Annotated in this window: 21 protein-coding genes; 11 read left to right on the top strand and 10 right to left on the bottom strand. The window is 72.5% G+C overall.

All coding sequences use genetic code 11. The features are described 5' to 3' along the window. Positions 1–8: 8 nt before the first annotated feature. On the bottom strand, positions 9–539 hold the full coding sequence (locus tag C6W10_RS30405; RefSeq protein WP_234361487.1) for a GNAT family N-acetyltransferase: 531 nt from the start codon (positions 537–539) through the stop codon (positions 9–11). 58 nt (positions 540–597) lie between these two features. Here C6W10_RS30405 and C6W10_RS30400 point away from each other — a divergent pair, with 58 nt between their 5' ends. The 5 genes from C6W10_RS30400 (at position 598) to C6W10_RS30380 (ending at position 7480) form a co-directional block, all read left to right on the top strand. Further along, complete coding sequence (locus C6W10_RS30400) at positions 598–1488, top strand: fructosamine kinase family protein (RefSeq protein ID WP_107262532.1); 891 nt, start codon at positions 598–600, stop codon at positions 1486–1488. A 17-nt stretch (positions 1489–1505) separates the two neighbouring features. Beyond that, a complete protein-coding gene (gene moaA / locus C6W10_RS30395; RefSeq protein ID WP_107262531.1) occupies positions 1506–2576 on the top strand; it encodes a GTP 3',8-cyclase MoaA in 1071 nt (356 codons plus the stop codon). 2 nt (positions 2577–2578) lie between these two features. Next, the gene (locus C6W10_RS30390) at positions 2579–2842 is read left to right on the top strand and encodes a MoaD/ThiS family protein (protein WP_107262530.1); all 264 of its coding nucleotides are present in this window, start codon (positions 2579–2581) and stop codon (positions 2840–2842) included. A gap of 7 nt (positions 2843–2849) precedes the next feature. Further along, a complete protein-coding gene (locus C6W10_RS30385) occupies positions 2850–4133 on the top strand; it encodes a metallophosphoesterase (protein ID WP_107262529.1) in 1284 nt (427 codons plus the stop codon). A gap of 80 nt (positions 4134–4213) precedes the next feature. Further along, positions 4214–7480, top strand: coding sequence for a UvrD-helicase domain-containing protein (locus C6W10_RS30380; RefSeq protein WP_234361485.1), 3267 nt, complete (start codon positions 4214–4216; stop codon positions 7478–7480). 33 nt (positions 7481–7513) lie between these two features. On the opposite strand, the gene C6W10_RS30375 is transcribed toward C6W10_RS30380, so the two are convergent. Further along, positions 7514–8302 carry a prepilin peptidase gene (locus C6W10_RS30375; RefSeq protein WP_234361484.1) on the bottom strand — a complete coding sequence of 263 codons (789 nt, stop codon included), beginning with the start codon at positions 8300–8302 and terminating at the stop codon, positions 7514–7516. Further along, positions 8299–9438: an EamA family transporter gene (locus tag C6W10_RS30370; RefSeq protein WP_107262527.1), complete on the bottom strand. Its 1140-nt coding sequence runs from the start codon at positions 9436–9438 to the stop codon at positions 8299–8301. The genes C6W10_RS30375 and C6W10_RS30370 overlap by 4 nt, the downstream gene beginning before the upstream one ends. A gap of 85 nt (positions 9439–9523) precedes the next feature. Between C6W10_RS30370 and C6W10_RS38925 the strand changes: the two genes are divergently transcribed. Next, positions 9524–10429, top strand: coding sequence for a flagellar basal body protein FliL (locus tag C6W10_RS38925; RefSeq protein ID WP_234361483.1), 906 nt, complete (start codon positions 9524–9526; stop codon positions 10427–10429). 456 nt (positions 10430–10885) lie between these two features. Here the strand turns inward: C6W10_RS38925 and C6W10_RS39265 are convergent, their stop codons facing one another. Next, complete coding sequence (locus C6W10_RS39265) at positions 10886–11014, bottom strand: hypothetical protein (RefSeq protein WP_255419701.1); 129 nt, start codon at positions 11012–11014, stop codon at positions 10886–10888. 13 nt (positions 11015–11027) lie between these two features. On the opposite strand from C6W10_RS39265, the gene C6W10_RS30360 reads away from it, so the two are divergent. Both C6W10_RS30360 and C6W10_RS30355 read left to right on the top strand, forming a co-directional pair. Then, on the top strand, positions 11028–11420 hold the full coding sequence (locus tag C6W10_RS30360) for a hypothetical protein (RefSeq protein ID WP_234359547.1): 393 nt from the start codon (positions 11028–11030) through the stop codon (positions 11418–11420). 163 nt (positions 11421–11583) lie between these two features. Beyond that, positions 11584–12846 carry an ATP-binding protein gene (locus C6W10_RS30355; protein ID WP_107262526.1) on the top strand — a complete coding sequence of 421 codons (1263 nt, stop codon included), beginning with the start codon at positions 11584–11586 and terminating at the stop codon, positions 12844–12846. Positions 12847–12901: 55 nt separating this feature from the next. Here C6W10_RS30355 and C6W10_RS30350 read toward each other — a convergent pair whose 3' ends face one another. Continuing rightward, the gene (locus C6W10_RS30350; protein ID WP_107262525.1) at positions 12902–13441 is read right to left on the bottom strand and encodes a GNAT family N-acetyltransferase; all 540 of its coding nucleotides are present in this window, start codon (positions 13439–13441) and stop codon (positions 12902–12904) included. 83 nt (positions 13442–13524) lie between these two features. Between C6W10_RS30350 and C6W10_RS30345 the strand changes: the two genes are divergently transcribed. Beyond that, positions 13525–14070: a DoxX family membrane protein gene (locus C6W10_RS30345; protein WP_107262524.1), complete on the top strand. Its 546-nt coding sequence runs from the start codon at positions 13525–13527 to the stop codon at positions 14068–14070. Between the two features lie 310 nt (positions 14071–14380). Continuing rightward, positions 14381–15826 carry a glycosyltransferase 87 family protein gene (locus C6W10_RS30340; RefSeq protein ID WP_107262523.1) on the top strand — a complete coding sequence of 482 codons (1446 nt, stop codon included), beginning with the start codon at positions 14381–14383 and terminating at the stop codon, positions 15824–15826. Positions 15827–15901: 75 nt separating this feature from the next. Here C6W10_RS30340 and C6W10_RS30335 read toward each other — a convergent pair whose 3' ends face one another. The 5 genes from C6W10_RS30335 to C6W10_RS30315 all read right to left on the bottom strand — a co-directional run bounded on the left by C6W10_RS30335 (position 15902) and on the right by C6W10_RS30315 (position 22183). Beyond that, a complete protein-coding gene (locus tag C6W10_RS30335) occupies positions 15902–16372 on the bottom strand; it encodes a molybdenum cofactor biosynthesis protein MoaE (protein WP_107262522.1) in 471 nt (156 codons plus the stop codon). A 1-nt stretch (position 16373) separates the two neighbouring features. Then, positions 16374–17642 carry a molybdopterin molybdotransferase MoeA gene (locus tag C6W10_RS30330; RefSeq protein WP_107262521.1) on the bottom strand — a complete coding sequence of 423 codons (1269 nt, stop codon included), beginning with the start codon at positions 17640–17642 and terminating at the stop codon, positions 16374–16376. Positions 17643–17737: 95 nt separating this feature from the next. Next, positions 17738–18220: a molybdenum cofactor biosynthesis protein B gene (locus C6W10_RS30325; RefSeq protein ID WP_107262520.1), complete on the bottom strand. Its 483-nt coding sequence runs from the start codon at positions 18218–18220 to the stop codon at positions 17738–17740. Next, positions 18217–18708, bottom strand: coding sequence for a cyclic pyranopterin monophosphate synthase MoaC (gene moaC, locus C6W10_RS30320; RefSeq protein ID WP_107262519.1), 492 nt, complete (start codon positions 18706–18708; stop codon positions 18217–18219). The genes C6W10_RS30325 and moaC overlap by 4 nt, the downstream gene beginning before the upstream one ends. Positions 18709–19129: 421 nt before the next feature. Beyond that, entirely contained in the window at positions 19130–22183 is a 3054-nt protein-coding gene (locus tag C6W10_RS30315; protein ID WP_234361972.1) for a BTAD domain-containing putative transcriptional regulator, read from the bottom strand. Between the two features lie 751 nt (positions 22184–22934). Between C6W10_RS30315 and C6W10_RS30310 the strand changes: the two genes are divergently transcribed. Continuing rightward, a complete protein-coding gene (locus tag C6W10_RS30310; RefSeq protein ID WP_199853773.1) occupies positions 22935–25454 on the top strand; it encodes a bifunctional diguanylate cyclase/phosphodiesterase in 2520 nt (839 codons plus the stop codon). Positions 25455–25468: the final 14 nt, after the last annotated feature.

The raw sequence follows: 25468 nt of genomic DNA, 5'->3' as shown, positions 1-25468 counted from the left end.
ACCGAAGTTCAGGTGTGGAACTGCTGGCCGTGCAGTTCGACGGAACCTCGTCGGGCTCCGGAGCCCGGCCGCAGCTCGACGGCCAGCTCGATCGCCGAAAGTACGTCGTAGCCGGCGCCGCGCAGGCAGCGCAGCGCCTCCACGTTGCGGGACTGCGGCTTCACGGTGAGCCGGGCCAGCCCGCGCCGCCGGGCCTCCTCGGCCACCTGGTCGAGCAGCGCCCGGCCGATCCCCTGGCCCCGGAGCCGGGCGGTCACCACCACCGGCTCGACCCGGCCGTCCCGGCCGTCCATGATCAGCCCGACCAGCCCGACCACGCCGGCATCGCCCCGCTCCGCCACCCACACGCCGGAGAGGTCCAGCCGGGTCAGGTACTCCTCGAACGCCGCGCCCGGGTCGGTGCCGCCGAAGGTCGGATCCTCGTACAGCTCGCGGTGCTGCTCGGCCAGCTCGGCCCAGAGCCGCCGACCGGCCCGATGGTCGGCCGGCCGGTACGGTCGGATCGCGGTGGCGGCCACGTTCTCATATCTACTCCCCATCGCCGCGCCGCGACACCTGGTTGGCCAAGAGCGGTCGACGAAGAGCTACCTTGCCCAGATGGACCTGGCGTACCTGCGGGAGCATCCCGGGCAGCTTCCGCTCTTCCTCACCCACCAGCGGATCCGGGAGACGCCGGTGCCCGGTGGCGACATCTGCACCGCCACCCGACTCACCCTGGACGACGGCAACTCCGTCTTCGCCAAGTCCTGGCCGGAGGGGGCCGCCGAGGCCGTACCCGAGAATTTTTTCGCCACCGAGGCGGCCGGGCTGCGCTGGTTGCGCGCGGCCGGCGCGGTCCCGGTGCCGGAGGTGATCGCGGCGCTGCCGGAGCTGCTGGCCCTGGAGTGGGTGGAGCCGGGCGAGGCCACCCCGGCGGCGGCCGCGCGGTTCGGTGCCGAGCTGGCCGCGCTGCACCGGGCCGGCGCCGACACCTTCGGCGCGGACTGGCCCGGCTTCGTCGGGGCGTTGCCGCAGGACAACACCCCGTCCGCCGGCCCGTGGCCGGTCTGGTTCGGCGAGCACCGGCTCGTGCCCTACCTGCGGCAGTCGGTCGACAACGGCGCGCTCTCCGCGGCCGAGGTCACCCTGGTCGAGCTGGTGATCTCCCGGATCGACGGGTACGGCGGTGCCGAGCCGCCCGCCCGGATCCACGGCGACCTGTGGCCGGGCAACCTGCTGTGGGGCGCCGACGGGCGGGCCTGGCTGGTCGACCCGGCGGCGCACGGCGGGCACCGGGAAACCGACCTGGCCCAGCTCGCGCTCTTCGGCGGCGCCCCGCACCTGGAGACGATCGTGGACGCCTACCAGGAGGTGTGGCCACTCGCCGACGGCTGGCGGGAACGGGTACCGGTGCACCAGCTCCACCTGCTGCTCGTGCACACCGCGCTCTTCGGTGCGGCGTACCGGGATGCGGTAGGTAGGGCGGCTCGCGCCGCACTGTCGGTCTGACGCGCTACCGTCGAGCGATGACCATTCCCGTTCGATCCGGGGGAGTACCGGACCGGACGTCGGCGGACCGGCCGGACGTCGGGGGCCTCGTCGACCGGTTCGGCCGGGCCGCGACCGACCTGCGGGTCTCGCTCACCGACCGGTGCAACCTGCGGTGCACCTACTGCATGCCGGCCGAAGGGCTGCCCTGGCTGCCGAAGTCGGAGGTGCTGACCGACGACGAGATCGTCCGCCTGGTCGGCATCGCGGTACGCCTGCTCGGGGTGACCGAGGTCCGGTTCACCGGCGGCGAGCCGCTGATCCGCCCCGGGCTGCCGGAGATCGTCGCCGCCGTCGCCGCGCTCTCGCCCCGGCCCGTCATCTCGGTGACCACCAACGGGATCGGGCTGGACCGGCTCGCCGGGCCGCTGCGCGAGGCCGGGCTCGACCGGGTGAACGTCTCGCTGGACAGCCTCGACCCGACCCGCTTCACCGAGCTGACCCGGCGACCCCGGCTGGACGCCGTACTGGCCGGGCTGGCCGGGGCGGTGGCCGCCGGACTGGCCCCGGTGAAAATCAACTCGGTACTGATGCGCGGGGTCAACGACGGTGAAGCCCCGGAGCTGCTCCGCTTCGCGCTGCGGCACGGCTATCAGCTCCGCTTCATCGAGCAGATGCCGCTGGACGCCCAGCACGGCTGGGACCGGTCGACGATGATCACCGCCGAGGAGATCCTCGCCGCGCTGCGGGCCGAGTTCACCCTGCTGCCGGATCCGGCCGAGCGGGGCGGGGCACCGGCCGAGACCTGGCTCGTGCAGGGCTGGACGGACGCCGCCGGCCGGCCGGCCCGGGTGGGCGTGATCGGCAGCGTGACCCGGCCGTTCTGCGGCGACTGCGACCGGACCCGGCTCACCGCCGACGGGCAGGTGCGCAACTGCCTCTTCGCCACCGACGAGTCCGACCTGCGGGCCGCGCTGCGCGGCGGTGCCTCCGACGACGAACTCGCCGAACGGTGGCGGGTGGCGATGTGGGGCAAGCGGGCCGGGCACGGCATCGACGACCCGACGTTCCTGCAACCGGCCCGGCCGATGTCGGCGATCGGCGGCTGAGGATGACCGTGGACTCCACACCGACCCTGGTCGTACGCTACTTCGCCGCCGCGCGGGCCGCGGCCGGCGTACCCGAGGAGACCGTGCCGGGCGGCGGCAGCCTCGACCAGCTCGCCGGTGAGCTGGCCGACCGGCACGGCGAGCGGCTGGCCACCGTGCTCAAGATGGCGAGTTTCCTGGTCGACGGCGTCACCTGGCACGACCGGCAGGCGCCGCTGCCGGTCGGCGCCACGGTCGACGTCCTGCCGCCGTTCGCGGGCGGCTGAGGCACCCGTGATCGGTGTGCTCGGCTTCGTCGGGACGTTGGCGCTGGTCACCGGCCTGATCCACCTCTACCTCTGGAAGCGGCTGGTCCGGGACACCACCCGGCCGGGGCGCTGGCGCCGGGCCGGCGGCGTGACCGTGCTGGCGCTGGCCCTGCTCACCCCGGCGACACTGGTCGGCACCCGGCAGGGCTTCTACTGGCTGGCCTGGCCGGGCTACCTCTGGCTCGCCGTCATGTTCTATCTGCTCGTCCTGCTGGCCGTGCTGGAGATCCCGATGCTGGTGGCCAGGCTGGCGCTGCGCCGCCGCACCCGCCCGGTCGTACCGGCGGCCACCCCGGTCGGTGTCGAGTCGGAGGGTGCCCTGACCGGCGGTGTCGGCGGCACGGACGTCGCACCCGGCGGTGTCGCCGGCACGGACATCGGAGCCACGCCCGCACCGCCGCACGACCACGACCCGGGCCGCCGGCTGCTGCTCGCCCGGAGCGCCGCGATCTTCGCCGGGCTCACCGCGACCGGAGTCGTCGGGTACGGCGTCCGCACCGCCCTCGGCCCGCCGCAGATCGACCGGGTCCGGATCCCGCTGGCGAAACTCCCCCGGAGCATGGACGGGCTGCGGATCGCCACCGTCTCCGACATCCACATCGGACCACTGACCGGCCGGGCGCACACCGAGCGGATCGTGGCCACCATCAACCGGCTCGACGCCGACCTGGTGGCGGTGGTCGGTGACCTCGTCGACGGTACCGTCGGCGAACTCGGCCCCGCCGCCGCGCCCCTGCGCGACCTGCAATCCCGGTACGGCAGCTTCTTCGTCACCGGCAACCACGAGTACTACTCCGGGGTCGAGGAGTGGGTGGTCGAGCTGGACCGGCTCGGGCTGCGGGTGTTGCAGAACCGCCGCGAGGAGATTCTGGCCCGGGGCGGCGCCCTCGACCTCGCCGGGGTCAACGACCCGGCCGGTGAGGGGCTCGGGTTCGCGACCGGCCCCGACTTCGACGCCGCGCTGGGCGGCCGCGACCCGAGCCGTCCGGTGGTGCTCCTCGCCCACCAGCCGATCAACGTGCACGAGGCGGCGAGACACGGCGTCGACCTGCAACTCTCCGGGCACACCCACGGCGGCCAGATCGTGCCGTTCAACCTGGTGGTCGGGTTGCAGCAGCCGGTCGTCTCCGGGCACGCCACCATCGACGGCACCCAGCTCTACGTCACCAACGGCGCCGGCTTCTGGGGCCCACCCGTCCGGGTGGGCGCCCCACCGCAGGTCACCCTCGTCGAACTCCGCTCCCCCTGACCCCACACCCCGGCGGGTGCGGAAATCACATTCGCGCGTGGCGGCACGCGGTCGCCGGGAAGGTCATGACAGGATGCGGCGTGTCTCCGTTGCGCGCCGCACCCGCTGACGGCTCCCCCTCCGCCGCCGTGCCCTTCGTCGCGGACCTGCACATCCACTCGAAATACTCCCGCGCGTGCAGCCGTGACCTGACGATGCCGAACCTCGCCTGGTGGGCCCGGCGCAAGGGGATCAGCCTGCTCGGCACCGGTGACTTCACCCACCCCGCCTGGTACGAGCACCTGCGCGAGACGCTGCACCCGGCCGAGCCGGGCCTCTATCGGCTCGGCCCGGAGGCGGAACGGGACATCGCCCGTCGGCTCCCACCCCGGCTGGCCAGCGTCGCCGAGGCGAGCCCGATGCGCTACATGCTCAGCGTCGAGATCTCCACGATCTACAAGCGGGACGACCGGACCCGCAAGGTGCACCACCTGATCTACCTGCCCGACCTGGACGCGGTGGCCCGGTTCAACGCCACGCTCGGCCGGATCGGCAACATCGGCTCCGACGGGCGGCCGATCCTCGGCCTGGACTCCCGGGACCTGCTGGAAATCACCCTGGAAGCCAGCCCGGACGGCTACCTCGTGCCGGCGCACATCTGGACCCCGTGGTTCTCCGCGCTCGGCTCGAAGTCCGGCTTCGACGCGATCGCGGACTGCTACGCCGACCTCGCCGAGCACATCTTCGCGGTCGAGACCGGGCTCTCCTCCGATCCGGAGATGAACTGGAGGGTGTCCAGCCTGGACCGTTACCGGCTGGTCTCGAACTCGGACGCGCACTCGCCGCCCGCGCTGGCCCGGGAGGCGACGCTCTTCGCCACCGACCTCGACTACTACGCGGTACGGGAAGCGCTGCGTACCGGGGACGGGCTGGCCGGGACGATCGAGTTCTTCCCCGAGGAGGGGAAGTACCACGCGGACGGGCACCGGCTCTGCGGGGTCAACTGGGAACCGCAGCGGACCCGGGAGGCGGGCGGGCGCTGCCCGGAGTGCGGCAAGCCGCTCACGGTCGGCGTACTGAGCCGGGTCGAGGACCTCGCCGACCGGCCGGACGGGCACCGGCCGCCGAACGCGCCGCAGGTCACCCACCTGATCCAGCTCGCCGAGATCCTCGGTGAGATCAACAGTGTGGGACCGAAGTCGAAGACGGTGGAGGGGCAGCTCAACACCCTGGTCGCCGGGCTCGGGGCCGAGCTGGACATCCTCACCGTCACCCCGGTCGACGAGATCCGCCGGGTCGGCGGCGAACCGCTCGCCGAGGCGATCACCCGACTCCGGCGCGGCGAGGTGCGCCGGATCCCCGGCTACGACGGCGAGTACGGCGTGATCACCCTCTTCGAGCCCGGTGAACTGTCGTCCGGCTCCGGCGGTGGTGGCCGGGGCGGCGCCGGGCAGGCGGAGACGCTCTTCGCGGACGCGCTCTTCGACGTACCCGTGCCGCGACAGCGACCGCCCGCGGAGCCGAAGGCGCCGGCCCGGCCCGCCCGGTCGACGGCCCCGACGCCGGCCACCCCGGCGGAGCCGCGCCGCCGGACCCGGGCCGCCGCCCCGCCGGCCGAACCCGCGCCGCCGCTCGCCCCGCCGCCGTCGCCGCACGAGCCGTTCGAGCCGATGCTCGCCGGCATGGAGGAGGTCGGCACCGGGCTGCTCGACCGGCTCGACGCGATGCAGCGGGTCGCCGCCTCCGCACCCGGCGGGCCGCTGCTGATCGTCGCCGGCCCCGGCACCGGCAAGACCCGCACCCTCACCCACCGGATCGCCTACCTCTGCGCCGAGCTGAACGTCTATCCGGAACACTGCCTGGCGATCACCTTCACCCGGCGGGCCGCCGAGGAGCTGCGGCACCGGCTGGACGGGCTGCTCGGGCCGGTCGCCGAGGACGTCACCGTCGGCACCTTCCACTCGCTCGGCCTGACCATCCTGCGGGAGAACGCCCGGGCCGCCGGGCTGCCGGAGAACTTCCGGATCGCCGACGACACCGAGCGGGCGACCGCGCGGGCCGAGGCCGGCGACGACGACGCCACCTACGTCAAACTGCTGCGCGGCCAGGACCTCGTCGACCTGGACGAGCTGGTCGGCCTGCCGGTGGCGCTGCTGCGCGACGACCCGGAGCTGGTCGAACGCTACCGGGACCGGTGGCGGTGGATCTTCGTCGACGAGTACCAGGACGTCGACGCCACGCAGTACGAACTGCTCCGGCTGCTCAGCCCGGCCGACGGCAACCTCTGCGCGATCGGCGACCCGGACCAGGCGATCTACTCGTTCCGGGGCGCCGACGTGGCGTACTTCCTGCGCTTCTCGCAGGACTTCGTGGACGCCCGGCTGGTCCGGCTGACCCGCAACTACCGCTCCTCGGCGCCGATCCTCGCCGCCGCCGTGCAGGCGATCGCGCCGAGCACCCTGGTCCGGGGCCGCCGGCTCGACCCGGCCCGGCTCGACCCGGAGGCACCGCTGGTCGGCCGCTATCCGGCGGCCTCCGTCGCCGACGAGGCCGATTTCGTGGTACGCACCGTCGACGAACTCGTCGGCGGGCTGTCGCACCGCTCGCTCGACTCCGGCCGGATCGACGGCCGGAGCACCGACGTCTCGTTCTCCGACATCGCGGTGCTGTACCGCACCGACGCCCAGGCGGCACCGATCCTGGACGCGCTGGCCCGGGCGAACATCCCGGTGCAGAAGCGCTCGCACAACCGGCTGCGGGACCGGCCCGGCGTCTCGGTGATCGCCCGCGAGCTGCGGCACGCCGACGGGCTCGGCGGCTCGGTCGCCGCCCGGGTACGCCTCGCCGGGCAGGTACTCGCCGAGCGGCACGCCACCCCCACCCTGGACGCCACCGGCGGGATCGGTCCGGACGACATCTGGACGGCCGCCGACCTGCTCACCCCGCTCGCCCGGCGCTGCGGCGACGATTTGGAGCTGTTCCTGTCGCAGCTCGGCACCGGTGCCGAGGTGGACGCCCTCGACCCGCGCGCCGAGGCGGTCACCCTGCTCACCCTGCACGCCGCCAAGGGGCTGGAGTTCCCGGTGGTCTTCCTGCCCGGCTGCGAGGACGGGCTGCTGCCGCTGCGCTGGCCCGGCTCGACGCCGACCGAGGAGGAGGTGGCGGAGGAGCGCCGGCTCTTCTTCGTCGGGCTGACCCGGGCCCAGGACCGGCTCTACCTCAGTCACGTGAGCCGGCGGCTGCGGCACGGCCAGGAGCGGGACTGCGTACCGTCGCCGTTCCTCGACGCGATCGACGCCGGACTCTTCGAGCGGCTCGGCGACAACGTGCCCCGCCGCCCGAAGGACCGCCAGCTCCGGCTGCTCTGAGCCGTCCCGGCCGCGCGTCGGGTTCCTCGTCGGTCAGGCGGCGAGGAGCACGGCGCCGAGTGCGCCGGCGAGCATCGCCGGGCCGTGCGGCAGGTGGTCGCGGCGGCCGACCCGGCGCAGCCGGAGCAGCACGGCGGCGTACCCGCTGGCCAGTAGCAGGCCGGCCAGCGCGCCGGAGAGGGCGGTGCTCCAGCCGTACCAGCCGGTGGCGAAGCCGAGCCCCAGCGCGAGCTTGACGTCCCCCGGCCCCAGCCCGCCGGCGGAGAGCAGGAGCAGCCCGAGGTACGCCCCGGCCAGCGCCAGCGCGCAGGCGACCGCCACCGCGTACCGGCCGAACTGGCCCGAGGCGAGGGTGGCCGCGCCGAGCAGCCCGGCGACACCGGCCGCCGCCGGCAGGGTGAGCCGGTCGGGAAGCCGTCGTACCGCGACGTCCACGAAGCCGAGCACGATGCCGAAACCGGCGATCCAGGCGTACGCCAGCAGCGGGAGTACGTCGTCGACCCGGGCGGCGAGCGCGGCGTAGACGGTCGCGGCGACGACCTCGACCAGCCCGGCGCGCGGACCGACGACTCCCCGGCAGCGCGGACAGCCCCCGGTCGGCGGCAGCACGCCGAGCGGGTTGCGCCGGGTCGGCGCGCCGATCGTCGCCGCGCAGTGCGGACAGCTCCGCCGGACCGACCGGCCGACCGGGCCGTCGGGGCGGGGCGGGGACCCTCCCGGCGGGCCGGCGGCGGGTACGGCGTACCGGAAGATCTCTCGGCGCAGCAGCGGTCCGAGCAGGACTCCGAGGAGCCCGGCCGCCGCCACCACGCCCGGTGTCACGTCCCGCCGCCCTGCCTCGGGGTCGCCGTGCGGGCCGGGCGTGCACCGGCCGAGGAGCGTGGACGTTCGGTGGAGACGACCAGCGCGACGCCGAACACGATCACCGCACCGCCGAGCAGCACCTGCCCGGTCACCGGCTCGTCGAGCAGCAGCGCGCCGAGGGTCACCGCGACCACCGGGTTGACGTAGGCGTACGTCGCCACCAGCGAGATCGGCGCGTGGTGCAGCAGCCAGACGTAGGCGGTGAACGCGACCAGCGACCCGGCCACGGTGAGATAGCCGAGCGCCAGCCACGAGCGGGTACTCACCGCGCCGAGGTCGAAGCCGCGCGTCTCGCCCCGGGCCAGGCCGAGCACGGCCAGTGCCGCCGAGCCGGCGACCATCTCGTAGACGGTCGCCACGAACGGGTCGCCGGGCATGTCGAGCCGGCCGGAGAGGAACGAGCCGGCCGACCAGGAGACGGCGGAACCGACCACGGTCAGCGCCCCGACGATCGGGGCGGCGCCGACGCCGCCGGCCGGCAGGACCAGCAGCACCAGGCCGACGAAGCCGGCACTCACCCCGAGCAGGGTGGCCAGCCCGGGCCTGTCCCCGGTGCCGGCCCGGAGCATCACCACCAGCAGCGGCACGATGGCGATGAGCAGCGCGGCGACGCCGGAGGAGACCGCGGTCGACGGCGGCCCCGACTCGGCCAGTACCACCAGCCCGTTCCCGCCGGCCAGCAGCAGTACGCCGACCAGCGCCGCGTTGCCCAGTTGGCGGCGGGTCACCCGCAGCCCGCCGGGGCCCCGCCAGAGCCGGAGTACCACCGCCAGCACGGCGGCGGCGACCGCGAACCGGGCGGCGGCCGAGAGCAGCGGCGGCAGGGTCTCCACGGTGACCCGGATGCCGAGGTAGGTGGAGCCCCAGACCAGGTAGACGACGCCGAGCGCGGTCCAGATCAGTGCCGAGCGGGCCGGCGGCGCCGGAGCGGCGGGTTCCGCCTCGACCGGAGCGACGGGTTCCGCCTCGACCGGCGCGACGGGGTCCGCCTCGACCGGCGCGACGGGTTCCGCCTCGACCGGGGCGGCGCGTTCCGGCTCGACCGGGGCGGCGCCGGCCGGCGAAGTTGGCGCGCTTCCGGGAGGTGAGCTCATCGGGGGGTCAGGTTACGGTGACCACAGCAGGCACGTCCCAGGCGAGTGGCGAGCCTCTCACCGATCCGTACCAGGAGGACAGTCGATGGCCAACTACGGACCGCCCGGCGGACCGTATCCCGGTCCGTCGCAGCCGTGGAACGACCCGGACCGGCAGACCACCGACGAGTACGGCCAGCCGGTCGACCCCTGGGGCGATCAGGACCAGGCGGCCGGGGCGGGGCACTGGGGTGGCGGGCAGCCGTCGGCGCCACCGGGTGGCCCCGGTTCCCCGGTCAGCCACCCCGGCTATCCGGCCGGTTACCCCGGACCGGCCGGCCCCGGCGCCGCGCCGACCTCGGGTGCACCCGGTGCCGGTCATCCACCGACCCGGCGACACGACGCCGGCCACGCCCCGGCACCGCAGCACCCCGGCGGGCCGTACGCCCCGACGCCGGGCGGCTGGAGCGCCTCCGACGCCGACCCGGTGTGGGCGACGCCGTCTCCGGACCCGTCGTGGTCCACCTCGGCACCCGACCCGATGCCGAAGGGTGGTGGCAACCGGGGCTTCGTCGCCGTCCTGGTCGGGTTGGCGGTGCTGGTCCTCGGCGGTGCGGCGCTCGGCGTCTACCTGCTCGGCCGTGACGAGGCACAGCCGGACGCCCAGCCGCCGGTCACCGAGCAGACCGAGGAGCCGGCCGAGCAGACCAGCGCCCCGACCGAGCCGACCCCGACCAGCGTCCCGGCTGCGCCGGACGCGTCCTCCACCGATGCGCGGTTCGTCAAGGCCGGTCAGTGCGTCCGGAACGAGGGTACGGAGGCGGCGCCGAAGCTGGCGATCACCGGCTGTGCACCGCAGACCTACGAGGTGCTCGCCCGCTACAACGGCGTCACCACCGGCGCCCCGGACGCCAAGACCAAATGCGCCCAGGTTCAGAACTACACGAACTTCTACTTCTTCAACAGCGAGCTGGACGAACTGGACTTCGTGCTCTGTCTTCGGAAACGATAGCCGCGCGGAGTGTCGCCGCCCGGCACTCCGACGAGACCGGCGGAGGTTCGAGCGACCTGCCGCGTAGGATCCGCGCCCAGCCCGACCCCTGCGTCAGCCACCCCAGGGTTTCCGTGACGTGGTCGGCGCGCGCGCCCGCCCCTGGAGAAGCATGTCGATTTACGGAACGCCCGCCGGAGGGCAGCCGGAAGACCCGTACCAGTCCCGGTCCCCCTCGTCGGGCCCGCCGGCCGGTGGCGATCCGCCTCCGCCGCCGGGCACTCCGCCGCCGGGTCCCGGCTATCCGCCGGCCCCGGACGCCGGTTACCCGCCGCCGCCACCGACTCCCGGTTACCCGCCGTCCGGTTACCCGCCGTCGCCCGGTCAGCCGCCGTCCGGTTATCCGCCGCCCGGTTACCCGCCGCCCGTCGGCGCCGGGCATGGGCAGCCGAGCGGCGCACCGGGTCCTTCGTGGGGTCAGCCGCCGTCGAGCGGCGGGCCGTACCCGTCGGGTACCCCGTACGGCGCTCCCGGCGGGCCGGCCGCGCCGTACGGTCCGGCCGGCACCCCGCCGAAGTCCGGTCGTGGACTGAAGATCGGCCTCATCGTCGGCGGCATCGTGTTGCTGCTGCTCTGCGCCTGTGTGGGCGGCGGGGCGTGGTGGCTGGTCGACCGGGCCGGCGACGACTCCGGGCCGGGCGTCGGGGCACCCGCCCCGAGCGGTTCGGCCGGGTCGACCCCGAGCCGTCCCGCCGGCACCCCGTCGAGTTCGTCCGAGCGGTTCGCCAAGGGGGACTGCGTGGTCAACGACGGCACCGACGACGAGCCGGAACTCCGCAAGGTGCCGTGTGGACCGGACACCTACGAGGTGCTGTCCCGGATCCCGTTCAGCACCGACGCGGACCAGTGCAAGAACGACCCGGTCTTCGGCTCGCCGGAGGCGGACGCCAACTACGTACAGGACGATCCGCTGGACCTGGGCGACTTCGTACTCTGCCTGAAGCGGCGCTGACCGGGCCGGCCCGGATCGGCTTCGGTAGGCAAAACTAGGACTGTCTAGCATCCACGCTAGACGGTCCTAGTTTCTGCTCGACGATCCGACGACGGCGCGACACGAATACCCCGGTCTACGGATGTCTAGCGCCCCGGCTAGACGGCCCGATAGCGTGCGATACGTGGATCCGGTCCGCAACCCGTACGCGCCGGGCGCCGGCCAGCGCCCGCCCGAACTCGCCGGGCGGGGGCGGGAACTCGAGGTCTTCGACATCGTCCTGGAGCGGATCGCCCGAGGCCGCCCCGAACGCAGCCTGGTCCTCACCGGCCTGCGCGGAGTCGGCAAGACCGTACTGCTCAACACGCTCCGCTCCCAGGCGATCAGCCGACTCTGGGGCACCGGGAAGATCGAGGCCCGGCCGGACCAGTCGATCCGCCGCCCGGTCGCCGCCGCCCTGCACATGGCGATCCGGGAGCTGGCACCCCGACACCGGGCGCCCGACCGGATCGACGACTTCCTCGGCGTACTCAAGGCGTTCGCGCTGCGTTCGGCCCCGGCCGGATCGGGGCGGGCTGCCGGGGCGACCCGGTTGCGGGACCGCTGGCAACCCGGCATCGACGTACCGGCGGCGAGCGGGCGGGCGGACTCCGGCGACATCGAGATCGACCTGGTCGAACTCTTCACCGACGCGGCCGAGGTCGCCGCCGACGTCGGCACCGGGGTCGCGGTCTTCCTCGACGAGATGCAGGACCTCGGCCCCGAGGACGTCTCCGGGCTCTGCGCGGCCTGCCACGAGCTGTCCCAGCTCGGCGCGCCGCTGATCGTCGTCGGCGCCGGGCTGCCGCACCTGCCGGCCGTGCTCTCCGCCGCCAAGTCCTACTCGGAACGACTCTTCCGCTACCAGCGCATCGACCGGCTGGACCGGATCGCCGCCGACCAGGCGCTCTGCGCCCCCGCCGCCCGGGAGCAGGTCGAATACGAGCCGAAGGCGCTCGACCTGCTCTACGAGAAGTCCGGCGGCTATCCGTACTTCGTCCAGGCGTACGGGAAGGCGACCTGGGACTCGGCACCCCGCTCCCCGGTGACCGCCGCCGACGTCCGGGTCGCCGCGCCCGAGGCCGAGGCCGAGTTGGCGGTCGGGTTCTTCGGGTCCCGCTTCGAGCGGGCGACCCCGGCGGAACGGGAGTACATGCGGGCGATGGCCGCGCTCTCGCTGGTCGAGGCGCCGGAGGGCGACGACGGCACCGGGGGCGGCCCCCGGGACGACATGGACGCCGCCGTCTCCACCGCCGAGATCGCCCGCTCGCTCGGGCGCAAGCCGGCCAGCCTCTCGCCGGCCCGGGACGCGCTGATCAAGAAGGGGCTGATCTACTCGGGCGAGCGCGGGACGGTGGCCTTCACGGTCCCGCACTTCGGCCGGTACCTGCGGACCCAGCCGGCCTGACCGGCACCGCCCCGGCGCCCCCGCGACCGGCACCACCCGACACGCTGGCGGATCCTCAGACCTGTGACCAGGGTGGCGGGAAGGTCACCTCGCCGCTCGGCACCGGGTCGTCGGAGCCGTCCACCGACGGCAGCACCAGCACCTGCCACGGGTCGCCGAGCCCGGACCAGGGGCTGGTCAGCCCGAACCGGGCGGCCGGCTCGAACCCGAACCGGCGATAGTAGGCGGGGTTGCCGAGCACCACCACCAGGCGCTCGCCGAGTTCGGCGGCGGCGTCGAGCGCGGCCCGGACGACGTCCTGGCCGTAACCGCGACGCTGCCGGGCCGGCCGCACCGCCACCGGGCCGAGCGCCAGCGCCGGAACCGCGCCCGGCCACACCTCGACCCGACTGAGCAGGGCGTAGCCGACCAGTTCGCCGTCGACCTCGGCCACCATGGACAGCTCGGGCAGCCAGGCGTCGCTGACCCGCAGCGCCTCGACGAGCTGCACCTCCGGGGGCAGCCGGGTGTCCGGACTGGCGAACGCCTCGGCGACAAGTTGCCGGATCGCCACGGCGTCGGCCGGACCCTCTGCGCGGAGCCGCACGGTCGTCACAGCTCGCGACGGTACCGCGACCGCGCCGTCCAGTCTCCCACTTCGAGGGGTGAAGAACGTTGCGAACGGGTAAGACTTGAGCCATGAAACCCGTACGCACCGTGGCCCGTACCCTGTTGAGCACGATCTTCGTGGTCAGCGGCGCCCGCGCCGTGGCCAACCCCGAACTGCACGTGGACCGGGCGAAGCGGGTGACGGACAAGGTCGCCCCGATGTTGCAGGGCATCCACGAGGGACTACCCACCGATCCGACGAGCCTGGTCCGGGCCAACGGTGCCGCCCAGCTCCTCGGCGGGCTGCTGCTGGCCACCGGGCACTTCACCCGACCGGCGGCGGCGCTGCTCGCCGGCACGCTGGTGCCGACCACCATGGCCGGGCACCGGTTCTGGGAGCAGGAGGACCCGGCGCAGCGCCGCCTGCACCAGGTCCACTTCATGAAGAACCTCGGGCTGATGGGCGGGCTGCTGCTCGCGGCGGCGGACACCGAGGGTCGGCCCGGGCTGGGCTGGCGGGCCAGCCACGCGGTGGGTGGCGGCCGTCGACGGGTACGCCGGGTGGTGCGCACCGCCCGCCGGGACGCCCGGATCGCCGTACGCTCCGCGGCGGCGGCCCGGAAGCTGCCCGGCTGATCCCACCCACCCCGGCCAGGCCGGGGATCGCCGCCGTCGGTTGCCCGAGGTGAGTCGCCGGCCTGCGGGGCGGGTGCCCGGGATCGTCGATCGGGCCACGCTCCATGCCGGACATATGCTAGTTTCACCTGACTGAGCGGCTGTGAATCACCTGAACCGCACTCCCTGCGTTAACGCGGTGGAAATGTCGCGAACCAGTGTGGGATCGGACACGGTCGCATAACGCAGGAGGCATTCGAGTGACCCACCGTTCTAGGCTCCTCGGAGGACCTGGGCGGAAGACCGACATTGGTACGGGGGTGGCCACGCCATGCCGGCGACCGTCGAAAGACGGCTAGGCCGCCTCGCCCCAGTCCGCCGCTTTGCTCGTGGGATCGACCGTCGAGCAGTCGTACGGATCGGCGTCGTCGCCGTCGTCTGCTACGCCGCGTGGCTCGCCATCGCCACGTTCGGACGGCCGTACAACTTCTTCGACATGAAGATCTACCACGGCGCGGTGGTCTGGTGGGCGGGCGGACACGAGCTCTACGACTTCATCGCGCCCAGGACCACCCTCGGCTTCACCTATCCACCCTTCGCCGGGCTGGTCATGCTGCCGATGGCGGGCATCCCGCTCGGTCTCGCCGGCTGGACCAACATCGTCGCCAGCGTCGCGACCCTGGCCGTCGTGCTCGCCGCCCTGCTCAAGCCGATCACCGACCGGCTCGGCTGGTCGCTCTGGTTCACCCTCGGCCTCGCCGTGCCGATGGCGGTCGCCATCGAGCCGGCCCGGGAGACGCTCGGCTACGGCCAGGTCAACCTGCTGCTCTTCGGTCTGGTCATGGCCGACCTGGTGGCGCTGCGCTGGCGGGCCCGGCGCGGCAGCCGGATCAGCGCCGGTGACGGTCCGCTGCGGCGGCTCTTCTTCAGCGGCGCCTGGGCCGGGGTCGGGATCGGCCTGGCCACCTCGATCAAGCTCACTCCGGCGCTCTTCGTCGTCTACCTGCTGATCACCCGGCAGTGGCGGGCCGCGGCGACCGCGGTCGGTACCGCGATCGCCGTCACCGTCGGCACCTTCGCGATCGCCGGCCGCGAGTCGACCACCTACTTCATGTCGGTGCTCTGGCAGACCGAGCGGGTCGGCGCGGCGGACATGACGCCGAACCAGTCGCTGGCCGGCGTGCTCGCCCGACTGTACGACTCGATCGAGACCCCCACCCTGCTCTGGCTCGCGTTCGCGATGCTGCTGCTCGCGCTCGGACTCTCCCGCGCCTCGCACTCGCACGCCGACGGCGACGAGCTGACCGCCTTCACCCTGGTCGGGCTCACCACCAACGTGATCAGCCCGATCTCCTGGTCGCACCACCTGGTCTGGGTGATCCCGGCGATCCTGATCCTCGCCGACGCCGCGAGTCGACGCCGGACGGCGAGTCGGGGCCCGTGGCCGCGCCCGCCACACTCGACCGCCGGTGCCGGTCCGGCCGGGATGACCGGGCTGCGCACACCGATCTGGTTCCCCACCCTGACCGGCCTACGGCACGGCGTGGCCGCGCTCGGGCTCTACCTGCTCTTCCTGATCTCGCCGATCTGGCCGTACGAGCACCAGTTGCCGGAGGTGTCGCACTACCAGGACGGCTTCTTCGGCGCGCTGATGGAGAACTCGCTCGCCCTGGCGATCATCCTGTTGGTCGCCGCGCTGCCGTGGCGGCCCGGTGCCGAGCCGGCGTTCTACGTCGAGCACGGCCGACTCGACCGCCGACTCGCCGGTCACCGCTGACGGATCGGCCGGTCACCGGTAACGGGATCGGCCGGTAACGGGATCGGCCCGCCCCGGGATCGGCTCGTCCCGCGGTCAGGGGCAGTTCACCCACTCCTCGGTGCCGTCGGCGAAGAGCTGCCGCTTCCACACCGGCAGCCGGGCCTTGACCTCGTCGACCAGCCGGGCGCAGGCCGCGAACGCCGCCGCCCGGTGCGCGGTGCTCACCGCCGCCACCAGGGCGACGTCGCCGATCTCCAGCGGGCCGAGCCGATGCGAGACCGCCACCGCGTGTACGTCCGGATCGGCCGCGATCTCGGCGGCCACCTCCCGCAGTACGTCCGCCGCGCTCGGGTGGCCCTCGTATTCGAGCCGGAGCACCGACCGGCCGTGGTCGTGGTCGCGTACCACGCCCTGGAAGGAGACCACCGCACCGGCGGCCGCGTCGGCGACCACGGACTCGTGGAAGGCCACGTCCAGCGGGGCGGTGCCGACGGCGACATGCAACCGGCCGGTCGGCGGCGGCACGGCTCCGGCGTCGACGGCCGGCTCGCTCCGTACGCTCATCTCACACTCCTTGCTGGGGGCGCTCTCCGGGCAGCAGCGGCAGCGGTACGAGTGGCACCCGGTCACCCGGTCCGCCCTTGGTGCCCGGGGCGATCACGGCGAACCCGGCCGCCCCGGCGAGCCCGCGCAGCATCGCCGAGCCGACGTGCCGGACCGGGGTGGCGGTGTTGTCGGCCGGGTCGACCCGGACCAGCGCCAGGTGGGTGAAGTCGCCCCGCCCGGCCACCGGCTCGGCCAGCGTCACCCGGGGCAGCTCCGGCATCACCCGGCCACGCAGCCCGGCCAGCAGCGGGGCGACCAGGGAGACGGTCGCGACGATCGCCGACTGTGGATTTCCCGGCAGCCCGGCGACGAACCGGCCCCGGCCGTCCGGCCCGGTCACCCGGGCGAGCAGCATCGGGAAACCGGGGCGTACGGCCACGGTGTTGACGACGTATTCCGCGCCGAGTTCGCGCAGCGCCGGGTGCAGGTGGTCGACCGGCCCGTGCATGGTGCCGCCGGTGGTGCAGACCAGGTCGGCGCGATCGAGCCCCTGGCGGAGCGCCTCGACGTGCGCCTCCAGGGTGTCGGCCACCGGTCCGACGACGTCGGCGGCGGTGATGGTGCAGCCGTACCGGCGCAGCCAGGCGGGGACGGCCGGGCCGAGCGAGTCGCGTACCCGCCCGGCGCCGGGACGGCCGGCGGTGAGCAGCTCGTCACCGAAGATGATCAGGGCGGCCCGGGGCGCCCGCCGGACCCGGAGGGTGTCGTAGCCACACGAGGCGGCCAGCCCGATCACGCCCGGGTCGACCGGGGTACCGGCCGGCAGCAGTTCCTCACCGGCGTGCGCCTCCTCGCCGGGGGCGCGCCACTCCGGTGCCGGCCGCAGCGTGCCGGCGACCAGCCCGTCGACGGTACGCGTCGACTCCTCGACCCGGAGCACCCCGGCCGCACCGGCCGGCAGCATCGCCCCGGTGGCGATCTCGACGGCGGTGCCCTCCTCGGTCAGCGGCGGCGGTGTGCTGCCGGCGAGGACCCGGCCCACGATCCGCCAGGGCGCGGCACCGCGTACGGCCCAGCCGTCCACGCTCGACGTCGGAAAGGCGGGCAGGTCGGTGAGGGTGGTCAGCGGCTCGGCCAGGGTCTGGCCGTCCGCCTCGGCGACCGGCAGCTCGACGGGTTCCGGTGCGGCGGCACGGCCGGCCCCGTAGACCCGGGCCCGCGCCTCGGCCCAGTCCAGCGTCGGCGGACCGGTCGACGGATCGGCGGCGACGGCGGTCTCGGTGCTCACGCCGCCCCACCCGCTCCGGGTAGAGCCCCCTGCTGCGCGCTCCTCACGTTCACCGTCCGAGCCTATCCTCGCGGTGCGACCGCCCGCCGACGAGTTCAGTCGGTACGCGGATGGTCGCCGCCCCGGAGCTGGTCGACCGCGTGCCCGAGGATCGGCCCGAGTACGGCGAGCCCGTCCCTGGCGCCGCCGGTGGAGCCGGGCAGGTTGACCACCAGCGTCCGGCCGATCACCCCGGCCAGGCCACGGGAGAGTGCCGCCGTCGGTACCTTGTCCCGGCTGTGCGCCCGGATCGCCTCGGCGATGCCCGGGATCTCGTAGTCGAGCAGTGCCCGGGTCACCTCGGGGGTCCGGTCGGTCGGGTTGATGCCGGTGCCGCCACTGGTCAGTACCACGTCGACGCCCTCGGCCGCGGCGCGGCGCAACTCGGCGCCGACCGGGTCGCCGTCGCGCACCACCACCGGCTCGTCGACCTGGCAGCCGAGCTTCGTCAGGCCCTCCACCAGCAGCGGGCCGCTGGTGTCGGCGTAGACGCCGGTGGCGGCACGGTTGGAGGCGACCACCACCCGGGCCCGGATCACGGCCGGTCCGCCGGTCGGGTCCAGTCGCCGGTCTTGCCGCCTTCCTTGCGCAGCACGCGTACCCCCTCGATCGAGGCCGCCGGGTCGACGGCCTTGACCATGTCGACCAGCGCGAGCCCGGCGGTGGCCACCGCGGTCAGCGCCTCCATCTCGACGCCGGTCCGGTCGGCGGTCCGGACCGTCGCGGTGATCTCGACCGTGTCGTCGCCGGGCTCCAGCTCGACGGTGACGCCGTGCAGGGCGATCGGATGACAGAGCGGGATCAGGTCCGGGGTGCGTTTCGCGCCCATGATGCCGGCGAGCCGACCGACGGCCAGGGCGTCGCCCTTCGGCAGCCCGTCCCGGCGCAGCAGCTCGATCACCTCGGCCGTGGTGCGCAGCCGGCCGGCGGCGACGGCCCGGCGCACCGAGACCGGCTTGGCGGAGACGTCGACCATCCGGGCCGACCCGGCGGAGTCGACGTGGGTGAGATGCGCGGGCTCGGTCACACGGCGAGCTTATCGGTCACACGGCGAGCTTAGAGGAAGGCGGATCCTCCGCCGGGCTCCACCAGCCGCACCTGCTCCGGCCGCCACTCGCCGTGACATGCTCCGACCGCCACTCGCCGGGACAGCGGTTCGGGTGAGGAAGCGGATGCAACCTGGAAACCTGTCGCGGGTGCGTCGCGACAGCCGTACCACTTCCTCACCCTCACCGCAGCGGTGATCGGGGGGCGACCACCGCAGCCGGTCTCGTTGCCGATTCCCCCGGTGCTCGACCAACGACATGACCGATGCGGAAAACCCTAGGTGCGGCGGAGATAGAAACTCGATAGACGGTCGATACGTCCGGTGCACCGGCCCAGCTCGGACACCTGCCGGTCCTTCGCGGACGGGAAACGGCGTCACCGCGATCGAGAAACTCGACCGGTCACCGCTCGACGGGCAGGGCCAGCCGAGCCAGCTCGCGCTCGACCTCGAAGCGTTCCGGCACGCCCATCTTTCTGAAGATCGCCAACGCCCGCTCCCAGTGCCGCCGCGCCTCGGCCGGGCTCTGCGTTTCCAGGTGTCCCGCCATCGCCGCCAACGCCCGCCCCTGTTCGTACGGGTGGCTGGCCCGGGTCGCCAGCGCCAATGCCTCACGATGATGCTCGAGCGCCTTTGCGGGACTACCCAGTGCCGCGAGTGTCAGTCCGATGCCGTTGAGGGCCGCGGCCTGGCCGAGGGATTCACCTCGACGAATGGCAGTGGCGAGGGCCAGTTCGTCGCATTCCCGGGCCTCGTCCAGCCGTCCCAGCTCACGGTAAGCCGTACCGAGGTTGTCGAGCGCGAAGGGAAGGCCGTACGGGTTACCCGTTCTGTCCTTGAGGCGAAGCGCGGCTCGCAGGTATCGGATCGCCTGCTCATGCTGACCAAGGCGCACCCGGACCGCTCCGATGTTGGTCAAGGCCAACGCGATGTTGAACTGGCTCTGGGCGAGGCGACTGAGATACAGGTGCAGCCGGTGCACCGAGAGCGCCTCCCTGTACTCCCCGAGGAGCATCAACGACCAGCCGTAGCTCGGGAAGACGGAGAGCACGTCGATCGCCCATCGTCGACGGTCGGCCAGTGACTGACGGTAGATCGCCAGCGACTCGGTCAACCTACCCAGTTGACAGTAGACGATCGCGAGATTCGTCCTGCTTATGCACATGCCCTGCCGGTCGTCGACCGACTCCCGCACCTCGATCGCCCGCTCCAGGTCGCGCAGTGCCCGCTGCGGGTCGCCGACCTGCAACCAGGCATAGGCCCGGTAGTTGTGGGCGGCCGCGCTTGCCGAGAGGTTACCGAGCGACTCCGCCGCCGCGACGGCGTGACGTTGCGTTTCCAGGATGTCGTCGTGGTATCCGTAAATGAAATGGAATCTCCACGACACTCGGGCCAGCCGCCACACCTCATTCAGATGCCCGCCTTCCACCCCGGCGCGAATCAGACGGAGCAGGTTGCTCCGCTCCGCTTCGAGCCAGTCAGGACCAACGGAAGAGAACGCGGCGACCAGGTCGGGACGCATCGGCGGGCCGAGTCCCAGTTGGTCCGCCAATGCAACCGGTTCGACCGTACGGGTGGCGACCAGGGCGAGGTGCAGATAGTGGTCGAGTAGCCGATGGATCACCACCCGCCGTTCGGCGGGTTCCAGCGCGACCGCGACCAACTGCTCGGCGTAGTCACGTAGCAGGTCGTGGAGTCGGAATCGGTCTGCACGGGGCTCCTCCACCAGATGACGGTCAACGAGTTCGTCGAGAACGAGTCTCGCCTGAGCAAGTGACAGGTCGGCCAGCGCGGCCACCGCACCCGCCCCGAAGTGTTCACCGGGATAGAGTCCGAGCAGCCGGAATACTCGTTGTACGGGCTCACGAAGAGGCTCGTACGACAGGGCGAACACGGCGGCGACGGTCCGGTCCTCGGCGAAAAGCTCGCCGAGCGCGTGGCCGCCCCGGTCAAGTCGCTGCGCGAGATCCGCCACGCGCCAGCCGGGTCGGTGGGCGAGGCGGGCACCGGCCAGCCGGATCGCCAGGGGGAGATAGCCACATCGGCGTACCACCGCCGCGACGGCTTCCGGTTCGGCTCGTAGCCGGTCCCGCCCGGCGACCTGTGCCAGCAGCTCGATCGAATCGTCCTCGCCGAAGACCGCCAACGACTCGGGTGGAGTACCGCCACCGGCAAGCAGCCGACGACGACTGGTCACCAGCACGAGGGTGCCGGGCGCGGCGGGCAGCAGCGGTTCGATCTGGTCCCTGCCGCCTGCGTTGTCGAGCACGACGATGGCCCGCCGGACGGCTAGTTCCGACCGCCACAACGCGATCCGGTGCTCGAGTTCGGCGGGAATCCGGCCTGCCGGTACGCCGAGTTGCCGTAGCAGCGTCACCAGTGCGGCGGCGGGGTCAACCGGCCTGGCTGGGCTGTGTCCTTGCAGGTCGATGAAGAGCTGCGCGTCTGGATACCGTTCGGTGAGCCTGGTGGCGACGTGCACGGCGAGGGCCGTCTTGCCTATTCCCGGCATCCCATCGATCATCTGCACGACCGAGGTTGCGGGCTCCGCCCGCTCCACCGTCGCCATCAGCCGTAGCACGGTGTCGGTTCGACCGGTGAAGTCGGCGAGCGGCCGAGGAAGCCAACTTGTCGGGGCCTCCGGCGCCCGACCTGCCCGCCGGGCGTGCGAGATGACGGTGGGATCGGCGCCCCGGACCGGGACGGACGAACGTGTCTCCTCGCGGAGGACGGTCGGAAGGTCGCGGTTGAGTACTGCCTTGTGCAGTCGCTCCAGTTCCTCCCCGGGACCGATGCCGAGCTGGTCGATCAGCAGGGCTCGTGCGGTGGCGAACGCGTTCAGGGCCGCGGGGACGTCCGCGTCCTGGTAGTGGGCCCGGATCAACAGCGCGTGACCGTGTTCGCGTAGCGGGTTGGCCCGTAGATGCTCGCGGAGCATCGTGATGGCCTGGCGGGGTCGGCCCGTGGCCAGGCAGAGCTCGGCCCATTGTTCGACCAGGCCGAGCCGCTGTTCGATCGCACTCGTCCGCCGTGTGGACAACACCGGTCCGAGCGGCACCCCCGACAACATCGGTCCCCGCCACCGCTGTTCGGCCCGGCAGAACAGGTCGTCCGCGTCCGACAGGTTTCCGGCAGCGACCGCCCCGCCGGCCCGCTCGCACTCGGCCTCGAAGCCGAGCAGGTCGACGTCGTCGGGCTCCGCCCGGAACTGGTAGCCGGGACCGCATCGGGCCAGCAGACCCCTCGTCGAATCCACCCGGTCGAAGATCCGTCGGAGGCCCGCCGCGTAGCCCCGGGTGTTCGCCACCGCCGACGCCGGTGCTGCCTCCGGCCACAGTTCGTCGATCAACTCCTCGACGGTGACCAGCCGACCCGGTCGGATCGCCAGCAACGCCAGCACGGCCTGCTGCTTCGGGGTGCCGAGCGGTAACGGACCGGCCTCGGTGACAACCTGCATCGGTCCGAGCAGCCGAATGTCGATCATCCAGACACCAAACCTGACAAACGAGACGAACTTAGCCAGTCACCGGGAGCAGCGTACCGATCATCCCTAAGACACATTCATCAACGTCATTTTTTTGTCACATCCGTCGCCGGGTAACAGAACCCCACCCACGGACGCTATCCCCCGAGATGAGAGGGTTTGCCGCACGGGGCAAACGCAGGGTCAGCAGATCGACACGAAGCGAGTTCTACCAGGTCACCCGATGGAAGCCGGTCGGCAGGCGGCCGAGACTCGACGTCAATCGAGTGGGACGGATCACGCCACTCACCCACGCCGCGAGCCTCGCCGTGAAACGACACCGAATCCTATGACGCGCAGATCGGATCTTCCAATGCACGGGCAGAGCGGGTATCCCGGAGGAAGCCTCCCCGTCCCCTGCCCACGGCCCGGTAGCTGCTTGACGCTCTGGGTTCCATTTATGGACAGAGCGTGACGAATCAGACGGTAGTTGACTAATACTGAGTATACCGACATTTATTGTAGCTAACCATGCCGTTGTCACCCTAAGCTCTCCACCATCGAACAACGGAAAGACCGACGGGGACTATTCCGAACAATTCGGTTGCATGTGGACAGCTTACCGAAGGGGGCACAGGGCGATGCGCTCCAACGACTGGTACTAGGAGATTCGACCCGTCACACAGCGGTGTTGAGGTTGCTACCGTTACAGACCACTAGGGTTCGGTGACGTTGAGGAACCGGTGTGAGTCAGGGACAGCGAAACGACAACGAGACCGATCAGCGGCTACAGCCGCTCCTCGGTCTCGTCGCTGTTTCCGCGGTTCTCGCCACGGTCCTGTCGCTGCTGAACACCCCCAGACCCCCGAGGTCCTACGACGACCTGGTGATGGTGCTGGCCCTCATCCTGACGATCACGGTAAGCGCGAGCGTGCAGGCTCCAATAAGGATCCGCTCCACGACCCATGCCATCACGTGGAACGACACGGCCATCGTGATAGGCGTGGCCGTGGCACCCACCTCCTGGGTGGTGCTCTGCACGGGTGTCAGTTTGGCGATCTTAAGCAGGGTCCATCGCACGCCCCCGATTAAGGCGATTTTCAATATCAGCAAGAACATGCTCGTCGCCGCGGCTGCCGGTACGACACTGACGCTCGTGGACTGGGTATGGCCGCCCAGGGGACTCGACCAGATGATCGGCCTGGTGGCACTCGCCTACACCGTCGCGGCGCTGGTCGACGAGATTGTCGCCATGCCGGTGATCGCTCTCGCGGCCCGGCGGAAGATCAGGCAACAGTTCAGTGCCAACTGGGACCTCAGACTCGTCGGCTACGCGGTGCGTTTCGTGGTCGCGGTCCTCACACTGATCCTCCTGAAGGTCGACGTCCGATTGCTGGTGGCGATCCCCCCACTGGCGCTCAGCCTGCACCTGACGTACTCGACGCGGGTGCGAGCCCGGGCCGAGCGGCAGGCGTGGCAGGACCTGGCGCACACCACCGACGCGCTCAACGTCGTCGACATCAACGCAGTACTGCACACCGCCGTCGCCCAGGCCGCCAACCTCTTCTCCGCCGACGAGGTCGAGGTCGAGCTGCGGGAGAGCAGGCGCACCGTCCGGGGCAACAGCGAGACCGTCACGTACGACGGCTTCGCCAGCCAGCCCTCGACGGTCAACGGCTCGGTCATCCCGATGGAGATGAAGGGGTACGACGGCAGCCACATCGGGATGCTGCGGTTGCGCTTCCGGGGCCCGGTCAAGCTCTCCGAGCGGGAGCAGTACACCCTGCGTACCTTCGCCTCGGCGCTCTGCACGGCGGTCCGCAACGCGTCGGCGTACGCCGAGCTGAACCGGGTGGCCGAGGAACACGCGCACGCCGCCGCGCACGACGCGCTGACCGGGCTGGCCAACCGGCGACAACTGCTCGACCGGGGCGCCGAGCAACTCGGCCAGCGCCGCACCGAGGGAGTCGTCGCGCTGCTGCTGATCGACCTCAACCACTTCAAGGAGGTCAACGACACCCTCGGGCACGCGGCCGGCGACCGGGTACTGATCCAGGTCGCCGAGCGGCTGCGCGGTGCCGTACACGGGGAGGACCTGGTCGCCCGGCTCGGCGGGGACGAGTTCGCGGTGCTCTTCCACGGCCTGCCCGCCCCGGCGGTCGCCGCGCACCGGGCCGAGACGCTGCTCACCGCGCTGCACGAGCCGATCGAGCTGGACGGGATGCGGATCAGCGTCGAGGCCAGCGGCGGCATCGCGGTCGCGCCGAGCAGCGGCGGGATGACCGAGCTGCTGCGCCGCGCCGACGTGGCCATGTACCAGGCCAAGCGGGCGGGACGCCGGATCGCCACGTACGCCCCGACCCGGGACACCGCCGACCTCGGCCGGCTCTCGCTCGGCGGCGACCTGCCAAGGGCGGTCGCCGACCACGAGTTCACCGTCAACTTCCAGCCGATCGTCGACCTCGGCAGCGGCGAGGTGGTCGCCGCCGAGGCGCTGGCCCGGTGGCGGCACCCGGCCCGGGGCACCATCGACCCGCTCCGGTTCCTGGAGACGGTGGAACGGTCGGGGCTGCTGCCGGCGTTCGCCGAGGCGGTACTCGACCAGTCGCTGATCGCCGTCAACACCTGGCGGGAGGCGGGCTTCGACCTGCCGGTGGCGGTCAACGTCTCGCCGCGCAGCCTGCTCGACGCCCGGTTCCCCGGCTCCGTACTGGCCCGGTTGCGCGCGCACGACCTGCCGCCGGACCGGCTCGTACTGGAACTGACCGAGACGTTGACGCTCAGCCAGCTCGAAGTCGTCGACCAGGTACTCGGGCAGCTCCGCGACGCGGGCATCCAGCTCGCCCTGGACGACTTCGGCACCGGGTACTCGTCGCTGTCGGTGCTGTCCCGGATCCCCGTACACGAATTGAAGATCGACCGGGGTTTCGTCACCGCGATGGAAACCTCGGCGGAGGCCACCGCGGTGATCCGATCCACCGTCGACCTCGGCCGGAGCCTCAACCTGAGCGTGGTGGCCGAGGGGGTGGAGAGCGAACCGCAGCGCCGTGCGCTCTGGGAGCTGGGCTGCGCCGCCGGGCAGGGCCACCTCTTCGCCCGGCCGATGCCGGCCGCCCGGCTGCTCGCCGCCCTGCACCAGGGCGCGGGTGGCCGGCCCGGCACGCTCGCCCCCGCGCTGCACGACGAGGGCGCGGTGGTCCGACTCTCCCCCGGCCGCCGGCCCGGCCCGCGCCGGGCCGAACGCCTGCCGCACCTGCCGGCGTAACCGCCGCACCCGCT

It is taken from the genome of Plantactinospora sp. BB1, from assembly GCF_003030385.1.
Lineage (GTDB): Bacteria > Actinomycetota > Actinomycetes > Mycobacteriales > Micromonosporaceae > Plantactinospora.
Note: the sequence above shows the minus strand (reverse complement) of the source record. Positions and strands in the feature narration are given on the sequence as shown.

Bases quoted from the DNA above. Each gene is read 5' to 3' on its own strand.
- C6W10_RS30405 (WP_234361487.1), bottom strand. From the start codon at position 539: ATGGGGAGTAGATATGAGAACGTGGCCGCCACCGCGATCCGACCGTAC.
- C6W10_RS30400 (WP_107262532.1), top strand. From the start codon at position 598: ATGGACCTGGCGTACCTGCGGGAGCATCCCGGGCAGCTTCCGCTCTTC.
- moaA (WP_107262531.1), top strand. From the start codon at position 1,506: ATGACCATTCCCGTTCGATCCGGGGGAGTACCGGACCGGACGTCGGCG.
- C6W10_RS30390 (WP_107262530.1), top strand. From the start codon at position 2,579: ATGACCGTGGACTCCACACCGACCCTGGTCGTACGCTACTTCGCCGCC.
- C6W10_RS30370 (WP_107262527.1), bottom strand. From the start codon at position 9,438: ATGAGCTCACCTCCCGGAAGCGCGCCAACTTCGCCGGCCGGCGCCGCC.
- C6W10_RS38925 (WP_234361483.1), top strand. From the start codon at position 9,524: ATGGCCAACTACGGACCGCCCGGCGGACCGTATCCCGGTCCGTCGCAG.
- C6W10_RS39265 (WP_255419701.1), bottom strand. From the start codon at position 11,014: ATGAGGCCGATCTTCAGTCCACGACCGGACTTCGGCGGGGTGCCGGCC.
- C6W10_RS30345 (WP_107262524.1), top strand. From the start codon at position 13,525: ATGAAACCCGTACGCACCGTGGCCCGTACCCTGTTGAGCACGATCTTC.
- C6W10_RS30340 (WP_107262523.1), top strand. From the start codon at position 14,381: ATGCCGGCGACCGTCGAAAGACGGCTAGGCCGCCTCGCCCCAGTCCGC.
- C6W10_RS30335 (WP_107262522.1), bottom strand. From the start codon at position 16,372: ATGAGCGTACGGAGCGAGCCGGCCGTCGACGCCGGAGCCGTGCCGCCG.
- C6W10_RS30315 (WP_234361972.1), bottom strand. From the start codon at position 22,183: ATGCAGGTTGTCACCGAGGCCGGTCCGTTACCGCTCGGCACCCCGAAG.